Consider the following 15744-nt stretch of genomic DNA (forward strand, 5'->3'; position numbering starts at 1 on the left):
GCGGCCGGACTGCGCGATGGTGGACGTATGCATGCGAAGGACATCCTCATCGAGGGCTACGGCCGTATCCAGGAAGAAGTCCACGCCGCCGTCGAGGGCCTGGACCCCGACGGCCTGAACGCACGTCCGGCCGCCGACGCCAACTCCGTCGCCTGGCTGGTCTGGCACCTCACCCGGGTCCAGGACGACCACGTCGCGGACGCCTTCGGGCTGGACCAGGTGTGGCTCACCGGGGAGTGGGAGAAGCGTTTCGGCCTGGGGCTGCCCCGCCGCGACACCGGGTACGGCCACAGCCCGGCCGAGGTCGCGAAGGTGCGGGTCGACTCGGGCGACCTGCTGACCGGCTACTACGACGCCGTGCACGAGCAGACCCGCACGGCCCTCGCCTCAATGACCGCCAAGGACCTGGAGCGGGTCGTGGACGACGCCTGGGATCCGCCGGTCACGCTCGCCGTGCGGCTGGTCAGCGTCCTGTCCGACGATCTCCAGCACGTCGGACAGGCCGCCTATGTGCGCGGGCTCGTTCAGAGCGCGGACGCGTAGCCCGGCAGGACCACGTCCTCGATGAGGGCCACGCGCTCGTCGAAGGGGATGAAGGCGCTCTTGAGGGCGTTCACCGTGACCGTGCGCAGGTCCTCGACGCTCCAGCCCGCCTCTTCGACCAGCAGCGACATCTCGCGCGTCATCGTCGTACCCGACACGAGGCGGTTGTCGGTGTTGAGGGTGACGCGGAAGCCGAGGTCCTTGAGCGCCGTGATCGGGTGCTCGGCGATGGAGGTGGCGGCGCCGGTCTGGAGGTTGGAGGTCGGGCACATCTCCAGCGCGACGCGGCGGTCGCGCACCCAGGCCGCGAGCCGGCCGAGCTTGCCCGCCGCGAGGTCGGGGATGTCGTCGGTGATGCGGACCCCGTGGCCGATGCGCTGGGCGCCGCACACCTGGAGGGCCTGGTGGATGCTGGGCAGTCCGTGCGCCTCGCCGGCGTGGATGGTGAAGGGCACGTTCTCGCGCCGCAGGTGCGCGAAGGCGTCGAGGTGGTCGGCGGGCGGGAAGCCGTCCTCGGCGCCCGCGATGTCGAAGCCGACGACGCCGGCGTCCCGGAAGGCGACGGCGAGGTCGGCGGCCTCGCGGACCCGGTCGAACATCCGCATGCCGCAGAGCAGCGTGCCGACCCGGACCGGCGTCCCGGCGGCGGCCGCCTTGGCCATGCCCGCGGCGAGCCCCTCCTGGACGGTCTCCACGACCTCCCTCATCGACAGCCCGCCCCTGGTGTTCAGCTCGGGCGCGTAGCGGACCTCGCCGTAGACGACGCCGTCGGCGGCGAGGTCCAGGACGTACTCCTCGGCGGTGCGCAGCAGGCCCTCGCGGTTCTGCATCACGGCGAGGGTGTGCTCGAAGGTGGCGATGTAGCGCACCAGGTCACCGGAGTTGGCGGCCTCGTAGTACCAGGCGGCCAGCTCGTCGGGGTCGGTGGTGGGCAGCGTGTGGCCGACGCTCCCGGCCAGCTCGACGACGGTCGCCGGGCGCAGGCCGCCGTCGAGGTGGTCGTGGAGAACCGCCTTGGGGAGGCGGCGGAGGGTCTCGGTGTCTATGCGCGTAGATGACATGTGCGGCGGTTCCTCGGCGGTTCTCGGCATGAAGGTGGGGACGGGTGGATGAAGGTCGGGGGGGGACGGTCAGAGGGCGGCGGGCTGGAGCAGGTCCCAGCGGTTGCCGTACAGGTCCTGGAAGACGGCGACCGAGCCGTAGGGCTCGTGCCGGGGCTCCTCCAGGAAGGTCACGCCTGCGGCGGCCATGCGGGCGTGATCACGGGCGAAGTCGTCGGTGTACAGGAAGAACCCGACGCGCCCGCCGGTCTGGTCGCCGACCCTGGCGCGCTGGGCCTCCCCCTTCGCGCGGGCCAGCAGCAGGGCGGTACCCGCGCCCGGGTCGCCGGGCTCGACGACGACCCAGCGGGAGCCGTCGGGCCGGGGCGTGTCCTCGGCGAGGCGGAAGCCGAGGGCCTCGGTGTAGAAGCGGATCGCCTCGTCGTAGTCGTCGACGACGAGGGCGACCAGGGCGATGCGTGTCATCGGCACCTTCCGGGACGGGCGATTGACGGGAGAGGTTATACGTAAAACTCCCCGGACGCCAAGTCCCGCCCCGCACCGGCGGACCGGCGGCCGGTGGCCCGGCGAGCGTGCGGCGGGCGTGCGGCGGGCGTGCGGCGGGCGTCAGCTCCTGCGGGCTCCGTCGAGCCGCGCCAGGTCCGCGTCGGTGAGGCGCAGCGCGCCCGCGGCGACGTTCTCGGCGAGGTGGTCCGGGTTGCCGGTGCCGGGGATGGCCAGGACGTTCGGGCCCTGGTGCAGGGTCCAGGCGATCCGCACCTGGGCGGGGGTCGCTCCGTGTGCCCGGGCCACCGCGCGCACCTCCTCCTCGTGGGCGGTGCCGGCGCCCCGCGGTCCGGCCTCTCCGGCGATGGCGTAGAACGGCACGAAGGCGATGCCCTGGGCGCGGCACTGGGCGAGGAGCGCGTCGGTGGCGGGGTCGTGGAAGCCGAGGCCGTACCGGTTCTGGACGCTCACCACGGGCGCGATGGCCTGGGCCTCGGCCAGGTGCCGGGGCTCCACGTCGGACAGGGCAAGGTGGCGGATCAGCCCCGCCCCGCGCAGCTCGGCCAGGGCGCCGAAGTGCTCGGCGATCGAGTCCTGGCGCATGCGGCGCAGGTAGACGACGTCGAGGTGGTCCCGGCCCAGCTGGCGCAGGTTCTCCTCGACATGACCGCGCAGGTCCTCGGGGCGGGCGGAGGTGCCCCACTCCCCCGACCAGTCGCGGTACGGGCCGACCTTGGTGGCGACGACCAGGTCGTCGGCGTAGGGGGCCAGCGCGCTGTTGATCAGTTCGTTGGCCGAGCGCAGGGAGGAGAAGTAGAAGGCGGCGGTGTCGATGTGATTGACGCCGAGTTCGACCGCCCGGCGCAGCACGGCGAGGGAGCGCTCGCGGTCGCTCGGGGTGCCGAGGTGGAAGGCGGCGCTGCCCGTCAGCCGCATCGCGCCGAAGCCGACGCGACGGACGGGCAGGTCGCCGAGGTGCCAGGTGCCCGCGGACTCCGCGGTGATCGTTTCGGAGGTCATCGGCGGAGTTTCGCACACCCGGGAAGCGTCAGCAGTACAGGTTTCCGCCCGGGGAGACCCCGAGGATCTGGCTGAACTGCTGGTACTTGGTGACGCGGCTCTGGACCTGGGCGGGGTTCTTGCCGTCGCACTCCAGCGAGCCGTTGATGGAGCGGATGGTCTGGCCGAAACCGGCGCCGTTGACCATCGCGTTGTGGGGGGTCATGGTGCCGGGCCCGGACTGGGTGTTCCAGTACCACAGGCCGGTCTTCCAGGCCACGGCCGCGTCGTTCTGCACCAGCCAGGGGTTGCCCAGCAGGTCGATGCCGAGCGCGTCGCCCGCGGCCTTGTAGTTGAAGTTCCAGCTGAGCTGGATCGGTCCGCGCCCGTAGTAGGCGGCCTGGCCGGCCGGGCAGCCGTAGGGCTGGCTCCAGTCGCAGTAGTGCGGGTAGTTGGCGGTGTTCTGCTCGACGATGTGCACCAGGCCGCCGGTCTCGTGGCTGACGTTGGCGAGGAAGGCCGCGGCCTCCTGCTTCTTGGTGGTGTCGCTGCCGGTGTTGGCGAAGCCGGGGTAGGCGCTGAGCGCGGCGGTGAGGCCGCTGTAGGTGTAGAAGGAGTTCCGGCCCGGGAACATCTGGTTGAACTGGGCCTCGCTGACCACGAAGTTGCCGACCGGCGTCTGCGAACCGCCGTCACAGGCGTACGGCTCCCAGTACCAGGTGCTGATGAGCGGGTCGTAGCCCGGGTTGGCGTGCTCGGCGATGTAGGCCTTGCCGTCCGTGTAGCGGACGATGTCGCCGGTGTTGTAGTTCGCGTCGGCCGACCAGGCGGGGTAGCTCGAACACGAGGCGGCGGAGGCCTCGTTGGCGGGCATGAACAAGGGCACGGAGCCCGCGAGGGCGAGTGCGGTCACCACGGCGGATATACGGCGCCTCGACACAGGTCGTCTCCTTCTGCGGAGCACGGCCGCTCCCGTACAAGGCGGGGTGGAGCGGAACCTTGTGCGCACGTGCCGGTCGGACCGGCCACGGCGTGGGGGCGGCCGTGGAGGGGGGTGTGAGGCACACTCAACCGCGTTGGTCTGTACCAGTCAAGGGTGTAGACCAATCCAATCCGGCCGACCGGCCCCGGAATTGACAGACGCGGGGCCGGCCGATCGGTCCCGTCTCAGACGGCGACCGGCAAGGACACCGCGTCGCGGGCGGCCGGTACCCGGGCCGGGTGGCGCCACAGTCCCCGGCTGGCGAGGCGCGGCAGGACGCCCTCGCCGAACCAGTAGGCCTCCTCCAGGTGCGGGTAGCCGGAGAGGACGAACTCGTCGATGCCCAGGGCGTGGTACTCGGCGATCCGGTCCGCGACCTCGTCGTGGCTGCCCACCAGGGCGGTGCCCGCGCCGCCGCGGACCAGGCCGATACCGGCCCACAGGTTGGGGTGGATCTCCAGGGCGTCGCGGGACCCGCCGTGCAGGGCGAGCATGCGGCGCTGCCCCTCGGACTCGCTGCGGGCGAGGCCGTCCTGCACGGCCCGTACGGTCTCCGGGTCGAAGCCGTCGAGCAGCCGGTGCGCCTCGGCCCAGGCCTGCTCCGCGGTGTCCCGGGTGATGACGTGCAGCCGGATGCCGAAGCGCAGGGTACGGCCCTCCTTCGCGGCCAGGGTCCGCAGCCGGGCGATCTTGGCGGCCACCTGCTCGGGCGGCTCGCCCCAGGTGAGGTACACGTCGACGTAGCGCGCGGCGACCGCCCCGGCGGCGCCGGAGGAGCCGCCGAAGTAGACCTCGGGCACGGGATCCGGCACCCGCACGAGCCTCGCGTCCTCCACCTGGAGGTGCTCGCCGCGCAGGTCCACCGTCCGGCCCGCCCACAACTCCTTGACGACGTGCAGGAATTCACCGGTACGGCGGTAACGGGCGTCCTTGTCCAGGAAGTCCCCGTAGGCCCGCTGCTCACTGCTCTCGCCGCCCGTGACGACGTTGAGCAGGAGCCGTCCGCCGGTCTGCCGCTGGAAGGTGGACGCCATCTGCGCGGCCAGCGTGGGCGAGACGAAGCCGGGGCGGAAGGCGACCAGGAACTTCAGGCGTTCGGTCGCCTGGGAGACCATCGCGGTGGTCAGCCACGCGTCCTCGCACCAGGCGCCGGTGGGGGTGAGCGCGGCGACGAAGCCGAGGTCCTCGGCGGCGCGGGCGATCTGGGTCAGATAGGCCACGGTCGGCGGCCGGTCGCGCCCGGAGCCGGTGGCCGGGGCGCCGTGGCCGCCCCCGACGACGTCGCGGCTGTCGCCGCTGGTGGGCAGGAACCAGTGGAAGGTGAGGCTCGACACGGGTCTCCGTTCGGGGTGTGGTCGCGGCGGGGCGGAACGGCCCCGCGGGTGCGGCGAGGTGCGGGGGGCGGGCCCTCGGAGGTCATGGCCCTGCCCGCGGGGAGCGTCGCGGGTCGTTCAACTCGCCGCGGCCAGCGCGGGGACCGTCGGGACGGGGGCGGCCGGACGGGTGGCCAGGGCCGCCGAGAACTGGTCGACCACGTGGGCGAGGGCCTCAGCGGCGCCCGGGGCGACGGTGACCGTGCCGTCCTCGTGGGCCGTGATGTCCCGGTCCAGGGTGAACCAGCCCTGCACGACGTGGGCCGCGCCCATGGAGGTGAGCACCGGGCGGAGCGCGTAGTCGATCGCCAGGACGTGGGCGGTGGAGCCCCCGGTGGCGAGCGGCAGCACCGTCTTGCCGGTGAGGGCGTACTGCGGGAGGAGGTCGAGCAGGGCCTTCAACACCCCGGAGTACGAAGCCTTGTAGACGGGCGTGCCGACGACGACTCCCTCGGCACGGGCGAACAGTTCGGCGGCCCCGGCGATCGCGGGATGACCGAAGTCCGCGCCGAGCAGGGCCTCGGCGGGGACGGTGCGGACGTCGAGCGGTATCACCTCGTGCCCCCGCGCGGTGAGGCGCTCGTCGAGGTGGCGCAGCAGCCGGTTGGTGCGGGAGGAGGCGGAGGGACTGCCGGAGACGGACAGGACGGTGGCCATGGGTCCTCTTTTCGGGGGTCCGGGGAGGGCGGGCGCGGCGGCATGCCCGGGCGGAGCCCGCTGCGGGGGCGGGTCGACCGGGACATGGGCGGACGGCGGGCCCGACCGGGGCCGCGGTGCGACCGGGTTCAGGCGGTGCGGGGAGTCGCGCGCAGGGCGGTGCCGGGCCGGTGCGGCGTGGGAGGGACGAGGCGGCGGATCGGCGGGATCAGGCCGCGGTGCGACAGGAGGCGCTGGAGACGCGCGCGAGGTCGACGTGGCGTCGCCGCGTGAGATCCGGTCGCGTGGGCATGCCGACGATCGTGGCAGCCGCCGTCGAGGACGGTCAAGGAGAACCGGGACGGGTCTCACGTCCCGGCCCCGGAATTCACACGGGTGTGACAAGCGGGCCGCCACGATCCCGATCCGCCCACCACTACACATAAGGGAGAAATAAGAGCAGAATGCTCTTATGCGGCGCTACCGCACACCGCACCAGAAGCGGTCGGCCTGCAAGTCAAAGGAGACGACTCATGGCCAACGTCTCGCACTCCCGAGGTGACATCACCAGCCACCCGGACGCACCGGAAATGCAGGAGCGCTACGCGCGCGTGCTCGGTGGTCGCGACGTGGCACTCGTGGACGGGCCGGTGTTCCTGCTCGGCCTCTACTGTGCCGTGTCCCCGTGGATCCTCCACTTCACCACCAGCCAGCCCTCGCTCGTGGCCCACAACCTGATCGTGGGCATCGCCATCGGTCTGCTGGCCCTCGGATTCACCCGCGCCCCGGAGCGCATGTACGGCCTCAGCTGGGCCATGTGCGCGATCGGAGTCTGGATGATCATCTCGCCCTGGATCGTCGGCACGAGCCCGGACGCCGGTGTCATCTGGAACAACATCGTCATCGGCGCCCTGGCCCTGATTCTGGGCATGGTCTGCGCCGGTACGGCGGCGCGGAGCGCGCCACGCAGGCCCTAGACACGGAAGGAAACGGCACGGGCCGACCGCGCACCCGCGGGCCGGCCCGTCTGTCCGTGCCGCCGTCTGCCCGTGTCTCCGTCGCCCGTGTCTCCGGCGCTCGTGCCTCCCTCTGTCCGCTGCGGACTGCACCCGTCCGCAGCGGGCAGACGCACTGCAGCGGGGGTCCTGACGAGAAGGGGTGGAGATGGAAATCGACGGCATAATCAGCGCCATCGTCATCGGTGTCGTCATCGGCGTGCTGGGCCGGCTGGTCGTTCCGGGCCGGCAGCGCATCGGCGTCCTGTGGACGATCCTCGTGGGCATCGCGGCGGCACTCGTCGGCTCGGCGATCGCCTCGGCGTTCGACGTGGCCGACACCGACGGCGTCGACTGGGTGGAGTGGCTCATCCAGATCGGCCTGGCCGCGGTCGGCGTGGCCGCGCTGGACCGGTCCCGGTCGCGTCCGGGCCGATGAGGGACTGACCGTCACCGGCTGCGGAGCCACGCCTCGTACCAGGTGACGGTCGCGTCCAGGGTGTCCGCGAGCGGCGTCGGAGCCGCCGCGAAGAAGCGCTCGAAGGCACTGGAGTCCATGATCTGCGGCTCCGTGTGCTGGTAGAACATCTCCTCGTACTCGGCCATCAGCTGCGCGTCGAAGGCGCCGTAGGGGCGGGGCCGTTCCAGTACGACGACGTTCAGCGGCCTGCCCACCCGCTTCTCGATCAGCGCGTGGATCTCGCGCGTGCTGACGGCCGGCGCGGTCGGCAGGTGCCAGACGCGTCCGTCGCCGTCGGGACGCTCGCCGAGGGTCGCGAGACCGGCCGCCACGTCGTCGATGCCGGTGTAGCTGTGCGGCAGGTCGATGTCGCCCATCGCCACGACCTCCCCGCCGGTGAGCGCCCCGGGGAAGACGGCAGCGGCCAGGGACGAGTTGAGGACGCCGGGCCCGACGAAGTCGGCGCTGCGGCCGAGGACCACGCGGGCCCGGCCGGACCGGTGGGTGGCGAGGTACCGCTCGTCCAGTTCGGCACGCATCCGCCCCTTGCGGCTGGTCGCCTTCCAGGGGCTGTCCTCGGTCATCACCGCTCCCCCGGTCTCGCCGTACGGGTAGAGCGTGTCGAGCACCACCAGCCGGGCGCCGCTCGCCTCGACGGCGGCCAGGACGGCCTCCTGGACCCGGGGCATCACCTCGACCTGGAGGTGATAGGCGACGTTGACGCAGTGGTACACGACGGCGGCTTCCCGTATGGCGGCGCGGGCACCGTCGGCCGTGCCGACGTCGGCGGCGACCCGCTCCACGCCCTCGATCGCGGGGCCGGTGGCCGTGCGGTCCACCAGCCGGACGGGGTGGCCCCTGCGCACCAGCTCACGGGCGAGCGCGGTACCGGCGGGGCCGGATCCCAGGACGACGTGCGGGGCGGGCGGCTGCGAAGTGGCGGTTGACATGATGCTCCTCTTGTCTCGATCGCTATTGATACTCTCTTTCGTTAGAGACTCTAACTCGCGCGATTGCCGATAGCAAGGATGTCGGGCCAGGGAGACCTGGAGACCTAGAGACTTGGCATCTCGGAGACTCGAAGACTCGGAGACAGACATAGGCTGGCCGGAAATGATCAATGCACGAGGAGGACGGTGCGCCATGGCCGTGAAGGACGACGAACTGCCGCACCTGCGCCGTTGCGTGGAGCTGGCCGCCGAGGCACTGGAGGCCGGCGACGAGCCGTTCGGGTCGGTGCTGGTGGGCGGGGACGGCACGGTGCTCGCCGAGGACCACAACCGAGTGGCCTCCGGCGACCGGACGCGTCACCCCGAGTTCGAGCTGGCGCGCTGGGCCGCCGCCCGGTTGACCCCCGAGGAACGGGCCGCGGCCACGGTGTACACCTCGGGCGAGCACTGCCCGATGTGCGCCGCCGCCCACGCGTGGGTGGGCCTGGGGCGCATCGTGTACGTCGCCTCGTCGGACCAACTGGTGGCCTGGCTGACGGAGTGGGACGTCCCGGCACCGCCGGTGCGGCCGCTCCCGGTGCGGGAGGTGGCGCCCGGCGTGACCGTCGAGGGCCCGGTACCGCAACTCACGGCGGAGATCCACACGTTGCACCGGCGCTTCCACACGGGACGCGGCTGAGCCGGGGCGCCCTCCCGCCCGTCCGGAGGGCAGACGGGAGGGCGCCCCGGCCTCGATCAGCTATCGGTGCGATCAGCTATCGGCGCCCGGCCGGAAGCGCCGGTAGAGGGCGGCGCCGCCCAGCACGAGTGCGGCACCACCGGCGAGGGCGGGCACAGTGTGGTCCGCCCCTGTGTGGGCGAGAGACACCTCCTCCCGGGGCGGGGCGGCGTGCGGGGACGGTGCGGGGTCGGCGCGCTCCTCCTCGGGGGCGGACGGCTCCGGCTCCGGTTCCGCCGGGGGCCGTGCGGGGTCCGGCCGGTCACCGGAGTCGTTCGTCGACTCGTTGCCGACGGCCGGGTTGCCGATGCCGACCACGTTGACGCTGTTGCCGGTGACGTTCACCGGGAGGTGTACCGGCAGCTGCACCCCGTTGCCGGAGAGCACGCCGGGCGAATCCTTTCCGCTCCCCTCGGCGACCGCGCCGCCGGACGTACCGCCCGAGGCGCCCGCCTCCTGGTGAGGCGCCCCTGTGTGCGTCGCCCCTGTGTGGGATGCGCCCGTCTCTCCGGTGTTGGCGCAACTGTTGCCCGCGGCCGGGTTGAGGAGTCCCGCCACGTTCACGGTGTTGCCGCACACGTTGACCGGCACGTCCACCGGGAGCTGGACGGTGTTGCCGGAGATCAGCCCGGGCGAACCGGCCGCGGACCCGTCGGCGCCGGCACCGTCGGACGCGAACGCCGCGTACGCCGGCATCGTCACGGCCAGCGCGCCTGAGGCGGCGACGGCGAGCACACCGTTTCGGGTAACCCTTCTCATGAGGTTCCCTGCCTTCCAGACATGGTCACGGGCACTCGCCCGCACCGGTTAAAACGCGGGCGCACCATCCGAGTTATGGCTTATCGGCCTTTCACCCCATCGAGTGGGCCTTTCATCGAACAAGCGGCGCGCCGCCCGGTGTGCTGCCGCCCGGAGGCGCCGACCGGGAAGCCCGCTTAAGGTGAGCGAGGGCGCCGACCACCGGTCCGCGACGGGGCGCCCGGGAGGCATCGATGCAGGCCAAGCAGGAGACTCGGCCCTCGGTCCGGCGCCGCGCGGTCACCGGAGCACTCGGCTTGACCCTGCTGGGTGCGGGACTGCCCGCGGCCGACGCCGCGACCGCGGTGACCACCGCGGCCACGCGGGACACACGGGACCCCGGACCCGGCATGGCCCGGTTCTACGACCAGAAGGTCAAGTGGTCGGCGTGCGAGGGCATGGACATGCCGAAGGACCTGCAGTGCGGCAAGGTCACCGTCCCCCTCGACTACGCGCGGCCCAAGGGGCGAACCCTGGACGTGGCCCTGGCCCGGTACCGGGCGACCGGTGACTCGCGGGGCTCGGTCCTGCTGAACTTCGGCGGCCCCGGCGGCTCGGGCATCAATGAACTCGCCGTGGGCGGCAAGGAGTTCATGCATCTCACCAACGGCTACGACGTGGTGACCTTCGATCCCCGCGGTGTCGGCCGCTCCTCCCCCGTGTCCTGCGGACCGGCCACGCTGAAGATCATGGAGGCGACGGACGCGGACGGAGGGATGAACGACCCCGCGGACGTGCTGAAGCGGCTGCGGGACGCGGCTGCCGAGTGCGCCAAGTACTCCGGCCCCGTGCTGGCCCACATAGGCACCGTCGACGCCGCCCGCGACATGGAGGTGATGCGCCGGGCGCTCGGCGACGACCGGCTCAACTACCTGGGCTTCTCCTACGGCACCCGGCTCGGGGCGGTGTACGCGGCCCGGTTCCCGGAGAAGGTCGGCCGGATGGTCCTCGACGGGGTGGACACACTGACGGAACCGCTGACCGAGCAGGGGCTGGCCGGGGCCCGGGGGCAGCAGACCGCGTTGGAGAACTTCCTCGACTGGTGCGTCGAGGACGTCGCCTGCCCGTTCGGCCAGGACGCCCGCAACGCCCGCGAGCAGGTCGAGCGCCTGGTCGCCTCGCTCGACTCCGACCCGGTGCCGTCGGCCTTCGGCGAACCCTTCACCGGACAGGACATGGTCGGCGCGATCGGCCAGGCGCTGTACAGCCGGGAGTTGTGGCCGTCGCTGGAGCGGGCGCTCGCGCAACTGCTCGATGACGGTGACACCCGCGGCCTGGAGGGCTTCTCCTCGGGCGGCGTCACCTTCCCGGTCCGCGCACCGGGCCGTGCGCCGGTCTCGGAGCCGGGCCGTGCGCAGGTGCGCGGGGACAAGGGGGCGGGCCTCACCGACGAGGAGGACGTCCCCATGGACAATCTCCCGGCCGCCCTGATGGCGATCAACTGCGCGGACGACCCGGACCGTCCCACCGCCGCCCAGGTCACCGCGTCCCTCGGCCGGCTGCGCGCACGCTACGAGGAGGCCTCGCCGGTCTTCGGCCGGTACCGGCTCACCCAGGTACTCATGTGTTACGGCCGCCCCAAGGGCACGGACTACATCCGGGAGGACGTGAAGGACCTCGACACCGCGAAGTTGCTCCTGGTCGGCACCCGCGGCGACCCGGCCACGCCGTACCGCTGGACCGTGGAGACGGCCGACCGGCTCGGCCCCTCCGCCGTGGTGCTGGACAACCGGGGCGAGGGACACACCGGCTACGCGTCCTCCGAGTGCGTGCACCGCAAGGTCGACGACTTCCTGCTGTACGGCTCCCTGCCGCCGGACGGCAGCTCCTGCGGCCCCGAATCCGCCACCGGCACCGGGTCCGACTGAGCGGCGATCTGCTCCGAATGCCTGATATGCCCGTGGGGCCTATCGTGCTGACATGGAGCACGATCTGAGTCCCGCCACCCTCGCCGAACTGCGGCGCCCCCGCCCGTATCCGGCCGTGTCCGTCCTGACGCCGACGCATCGCCGCGAGCCGGACAACGCCCAGGACCGCGTCCGGCTGCGCAACGCGGTCGCCGCGGCCAAGAAACAGCTGGAGGAGGATCCGGCGGTCACCCGCGACCGGCGCACGGAGGTGTCCCGAGAACTCGACCGGGCGCTGGCCGAGATCGACCTGACGTACGCCGAGGACGGTCTGGCGATCTTCGCCGCTCCCGGTGAGCACCAGGTCTGGACGCTCAGCCGCTCCGTGCCCGAGCGCGTGGTCCTCTCGGACACCTTCCTGACCCGCAACCTCGTCGCCGCACAGGTGGCCGAGCGGCCGTTCTGGGTGCTGTCGGTCGCCGCCGACCGCGTCAAGCTGTGGAGCGGCGGCGCGGACCGGGTCGCGGAGGAACACCTCGGCGGCTTCCCGCTGGACCGGCCCGCGGAGGACTTCGACCCCGAACGCCAGGAGCGGATCGGTGACGCGCCGAGCACCTTCCGGGACGAGGGCACCCGCAAGTTCCTGCGCGACGCCGACGCCGCGATGGGCAAAGTGCTGCGCGCCCACCCCCGGCCGCTGTACATCACCGGCCCCGAGCCCGCCCTGTCCCTGTTCGAGGAGGCGGGCGCGCTCGCCGCGGACGCGGTGCTCGTCCCGCACGGCGGGCTCGCGCACGGCACCGCCGAGGCGGTGTGGCAGGCGGTGCGGCCCGTGCTCGAGAACGAGGCGCGCGGGTCGGTCGAGGCGGTGGCCAGGGAACTGGACGCGGCCCGCGGCCGCAAGGACTTCGCGGCCGGGGTCGACGAGCTGTGGGAGAGCGCCCGCACGGGCCGCGTCCGGCTGCTGGCCGTCGAGGAGAACTTCAAGGTGACGATGCGCGACGACGGCGAGCACCTGCTCCCGGCCGACGACGGCGACCTCGACGCCCGGGAGGACATCGTGGACGAGATCGTCGAACAGTGCCTGGAGACCGGCGCCGACGTCCGTTTCGTTCCGGACGGCGCGCTCGCGAACGCGGACGGCATCGCGGGGGTACTGCGGTACTGACGCCCGACACCGCGGCGCCCCCGGGCCGCTCCCCTTCAGTGGCTCTTGACGCGCGTGAAAGCCTGTTCGCCGTACACGTACCCGCTGCTCGCGGGTGCGCGGCGGACGGCGAAGGAGCGGGCACAGCGTGAGTGAACTTCTGGGTGTGGCGGTCCTGGGTGCGGGCCACATGGGTGCCGACCACATACGACGCCTCGACCGGGTGGTGAGCGGCGCCCGGGTCGCCGCCGTGGCGGACCCCGACGCCGAGCGGGCGAAGGAGGCCGTGGGCGGCATCGGCGGGGTGGCCGTGCACACGGACGCCGAGGCCGCCCTGGACGCGCCGGGCGTGGAGGCGGTCCTGATCGCCTCGCCCGGCGAGGCACACGAGGACGCCCTGCTGGCCGCCTTCGCCCGGGGGCTGCCGGTGCTGTGCGAGAAGCCCATGGTGCCGGACTCCGCGGGTGCGCTGCGGGTGATGGAGGCGGAGGCGCGCCTCGGCCGGAGGCTGGCGCAGATCGGGTTCATGCGACGCTACGACGCCGAGTACCAGCGGCTGAAGGCCCTGCTGGACGGCGGGCGGCTGGGCCGGCCGCTGATGCTGCACTGTGTGCACCGCAACGTCTCCTCTCCGCCGCACTTCACCTCGGCGATGCTGGTCACCAGCTCCGTCTCGCACGAGATCGACGCGGCCCGCTGGCTGCTCGGCCAGGAGCTGAGCGCGGTCACCGTGGTGCGTCCGCGGCCGTCGGCCGGTGCGCCCGAGGGCCTGCTCGACCCGCAGTTCGTGCTCTTCGAGACCGAGGGCGGCGCCGTGGTGGACGTGGAGATCTTCGTCAACAGCGGCTTCGGCTACGAGGTGCGCTGCGAGGCCGTCTGCGAGGCGGGCAGCGCCCGGATCGGCGCGGCGCACACCATGGTGGTGACGGCCGCGGGCGGCGCGCGCGAGGAGGTGGCGCAGGACTATCTCGTGCGGTTCGCGGACGCCTACGACCGCGAGGTGCAGAGCTGGGTGGACGCCACCCGCCGGGGCCGGGTCACCGGGCCGGGTGCCTGGGACGGGTACGCGGCGGCGGCGGTCGCCGAGGCCGGGGTGCGGGCGTTGAAGACGGGCGCGCGCACGCCCGTCGAACTGGAGCCCCGTCCGGCCCTCCACGACCCGGCATAGAACAAAGGTCCGACGAACGTCAGAGCGACGACACCCTCGGGGTCCGATCCCCGCCAAGTCCCGTAGCCCGTCTACGACTTGCCCCGGCCGACGGGTACACCGAGCGCGTAGCCGAGTCACCCTGGGAAGACTGTGGCATATGCCGGAAGCACCACCGTATCGTGTGTTGCCGAATCCCTTACGGGGCATGGCGGGCTGTGCAACAGTCGTAACGGTCCTTCCGCCAGCCTCGGTTGCCCTTGGTCGTACCGTCAGCACATCGGAGTGCGTCATGTCGTCCCATCTCTCCGCGGACCACCCGGCCGCCCAGTCACCGGGACCCGGCTCGGTCGAGGCGCTCATATCGCAGGCCCGGCGGCTGCGCGGCGACGTGGACGCGGTACGGCGGGACAGCCAGGACGACGCGACGGACCCCCAGGGGCGCTGGCAGCGCGCCCTGTACGACCTGGCCCTGCACCAACTCACCGACCTGGACGCGCACTTGGCGCAACTTCGGGACGGTCCCGCACCGGTGGCCCGCGCCGGTTCCCTGCTCAGCCGGGTCGGCAGCGCGGAGTGGAACCTGCTGACGGACGAGGCCGAGTGGTCCGGGGAACTCTTCCGCATCCTGGGCCGCGACCCCGCGTCCGTCCCGCTCAGCCTCGACGAACTCCCCTCCCTGGTCCTCAGCGAGGACCGCCCGAAGCTGACCGCGATGGTCACGGACTGCCTCGTCGACGCCCGGCCCATCGACGGCGAGTTCCGTGTGGTGCGCCCCGACGGAACCGTACGCACCGTGCACATGATGGGCGAGCCCGTCCTCGACGCCGACGGCAGCACCGCGTCGATGTGGGCGGTGCTGCGGGACGTGAGCGAACTGCGCCGCAGTCAGCGTGCGGTGAGCGAAACCTGTGACTCGCTCCGGATTCCCCCGCCGCCGCCCTGGCACGGTCTGCTGCGGTTCCCGGAAGCGGGACGGCCCGGCCTGGACCTGGCCGCCGCACACCTTCCGCCGACGTCCGCGACGGGCCTGCCGTCCCGGTACGACGGCTGGTACGACGCGTGTCCGCTCGGGGCCGGAGACGAGACCCTGCTCACCGTCGGCGACTTCGGCCGCCCGGAGACCGAGGCGCACGGCCCGGCGGTGCTGATCGGCGCCCTGCGCGGCCTGGCGCTGGCCGGCACCCGGCCCGCACGGCTCGGGGACCGGCTGGCCGAACTGCTGCGGACCACCGCCCTGCCGCCGGTGCACGACGCCGTGTACTGCGGCTTCCGGCCGGACACCCGCACCCTGACGTGGGCGCACGCCCCAGGCCCCGCCCCGCTGCTCTTCCGCGGCGGAACGGGGCGTGGGCTGACCGGACAGGACGCGTCGTCCGGGCAGGCCGAGGCGACCCTGGAACCGGGTGACCTGCTGCTCCTGCACACCGGAGCACTCGAACCGGCGGCCGTGGAACTCCTCCTCTCGCTGGCTCCCCGGCTGACCGGAGCGGGTTCCGCGCAGGACGGCGTACGGATCGTGGCACGGGAGCTAGGTGGGCTTCCGGGTCGTCAGGACGGCTGCGTGCTGATGGCCCGGGTGACGCCGTGACACCTGGGTAA

The 15744-nt window shown here is 72.6% G+C and carries 17 protein-coding genes; 8 read left to right on the forward strand and 9 right to left on the reverse strand.

Going from position 1 to position 15744, the window contains the following annotated elements; translation table 11 throughout:
* Window positions 1-27 precede the first annotated feature (27 nt).
* The gene (locus ACGH52_RS04890; protein ID WP_399937838.1) at window positions 28-543 is read left to right on the forward strand and encodes a DinB family protein; all 516 of its coding nucleotides are present in this window, start codon (window positions 28-30) and stop codon (window positions 541-543) included.
* On the opposite strand, the gene ACGH52_RS04895 is transcribed toward ACGH52_RS04890, so the two are convergent.
* From ACGH52_RS04895 to ACGH52_RS04925, 7 genes are all read right to left on the reverse strand, one after another.
* Window positions 525-1604 (reverse strand): adenosine deaminase, encoded by a 1080-nt coding sequence (locus ACGH52_RS04895; protein ID WP_210975484.1) that lies wholly within the window; start codon window positions 1602-1604, stop codon window positions 525-527. The two genes, ACGH52_RS04890 and ACGH52_RS04895, sit on opposite strands and share 19 nt — an antisense overlap.
* Window positions 1605-1673: 69 nt before the next feature.
* Window positions 1674-2069 (reverse strand): VOC family protein, encoded by a 396-nt coding sequence (locus ACGH52_RS04900; RefSeq protein WP_399937841.1) that lies wholly within the window; start codon window positions 2067-2069, stop codon window positions 1674-1676.
* Between the two features lie 141 nt (window positions 2070-2210).
* Window positions 2211-3110, reverse strand: a complete 900-nt coding sequence (locus ACGH52_RS04905; RefSeq protein ID WP_399937844.1) for an aldo/keto reductase — start codon at window positions 3108-3110, stop codon at window positions 2211-2213.
* 28 nt (window positions 3111-3138) lie between these two features.
* Window positions 3139-4029, reverse strand: coding sequence for a glycoside hydrolase family 19 protein (locus tag ACGH52_RS04910; protein WP_059297294.1), 891 nt, complete (start codon window positions 4027-4029; stop codon window positions 3139-3141).
* 227 nt (window positions 4030-4256) lie between these two features.
* Entirely contained in the window at window positions 4257-5405 is a 1149-nt protein-coding gene (locus ACGH52_RS04915; RefSeq protein WP_399937847.1) for an LLM class flavin-dependent oxidoreductase, read from the reverse strand.
* 117 nt (window positions 5406-5522) lie between these two features.
* Window positions 5523-6101, reverse strand: coding sequence for an NADPH-dependent FMN reductase (gene ssuE / locus ACGH52_RS04920; protein WP_210975480.1), 579 nt, complete (start codon window positions 6099-6101; stop codon window positions 5523-5525).
* Between the two features lie 208 nt (window positions 6102-6309).
* Complete coding sequence (locus tag ACGH52_RS04925; protein ID WP_356367094.1) at window positions 6310-6393, reverse strand: putative leader peptide; 84 nt, start codon at window positions 6391-6393, stop codon at window positions 6310-6312.
* A 220-nt stretch (window positions 6394-6613) separates the two neighbouring features.
* Here ACGH52_RS04925 and ACGH52_RS04930 point away from each other — a divergent pair, with 220 nt between their 5' ends.
* Together ACGH52_RS04930 and ACGH52_RS04935 are read left to right on the forward strand one after the other, a co-directional pair.
* Window positions 6614-7057, forward strand: a complete 444-nt coding sequence (locus tag ACGH52_RS04930) for an SPW repeat protein (RefSeq protein ID WP_059297297.1) — start codon at window positions 6614-6616, stop codon at window positions 7055-7057.
* A 187-nt stretch (window positions 7058-7244) separates the two neighbouring features.
* The gene (locus ACGH52_RS04935) at window positions 7245-7514 is read left to right on the forward strand and encodes a GlsB/YeaQ/YmgE family stress response membrane protein (RefSeq protein ID WP_059297755.1); all 270 of its coding nucleotides are present in this window, start codon (window positions 7245-7247) and stop codon (window positions 7512-7514) included.
* A gap of 11 nt (window positions 7515-7525) precedes the next feature.
* On the opposite strand, the gene ACGH52_RS04940 is transcribed toward ACGH52_RS04935, so the two are convergent.
* A complete protein-coding gene (locus tag ACGH52_RS04940) occupies window positions 7526-8485 on the reverse strand; it encodes an SDR family oxidoreductase (protein ID WP_210975479.1) in 960 nt (319 codons plus the stop codon).
* A gap of 193 nt (window positions 8486-8678) precedes the next feature.
* On the opposite strand from ACGH52_RS04940, the gene ACGH52_RS04945 reads away from it, so the two are divergent.
* Window positions 8679-9164, forward strand: a complete 486-nt coding sequence (locus ACGH52_RS04945) for a nucleoside deaminase (protein ID WP_399937851.1) — start codon at window positions 8679-8681, stop codon at window positions 9162-9164.
* 72 nt (window positions 9165-9236) lie between these two features.
* Here ACGH52_RS04945 and ACGH52_RS04950 read toward each other — a convergent pair whose 3' ends face one another.
* Window positions 9237-9962, reverse strand: coding sequence for a chaplin (locus tag ACGH52_RS04950; RefSeq protein ID WP_399937854.1), 726 nt, complete (start codon window positions 9960-9962; stop codon window positions 9237-9239).
* A gap of 233 nt (window positions 9963-10195) precedes the next feature.
* Here ACGH52_RS04950 and ACGH52_RS04955 point away from each other — a divergent pair, with 233 nt between their 5' ends.
* The 4 genes from ACGH52_RS04955 (at window position 10196) to ACGH52_RS04970 (ending at window position 15733) form a co-directional block, all read left to right on the forward strand.
* On the forward strand, window positions 10196-11869 hold the full coding sequence (locus ACGH52_RS04955) for an alpha/beta hydrolase (protein WP_121702082.1): 1674 nt from the start codon (window positions 10196-10198) through the stop codon (window positions 11867-11869).
* Between the two features lie 52 nt (window positions 11870-11921).
* Complete coding sequence (locus ACGH52_RS04960; RefSeq protein WP_399937857.1) at window positions 11922-13016, forward strand: chemotaxis protein; 1095 nt, start codon at window positions 11922-11924, stop codon at window positions 13014-13016.
* Window positions 13017-13143: 127 nt separating this feature from the next.
* Window positions 13144-14163 carry a Gfo/Idh/MocA family protein gene (locus ACGH52_RS04965; RefSeq protein WP_399937860.1) on the forward strand — a complete coding sequence of 340 codons (1020 nt, stop codon included), beginning with the start codon at window positions 13144-13146 and terminating at the stop codon, window positions 14161-14163.
* A gap of 271 nt (window positions 14164-14434) precedes the next feature.
* Window positions 14435-15733, forward strand: a complete 1299-nt coding sequence (locus tag ACGH52_RS04970; RefSeq protein ID WP_399937862.1) for a PAS domain-containing protein — start codon at window positions 14435-14437, stop codon at window positions 15731-15733.
* The last annotated feature ends 11 nt before the right edge of the window (window positions 15734-15744 follow it).

The sequence above is a fragment of the Streptomyces sp. BBFR25 genome (assembly GCF_044590125.1).
In the GTDB taxonomy this organism is placed as follows: domain Bacteria; phylum Actinomycetota; class Actinomycetes; order Streptomycetales; family Streptomycetaceae; genus Streptomyces; species Streptomyces canus_D.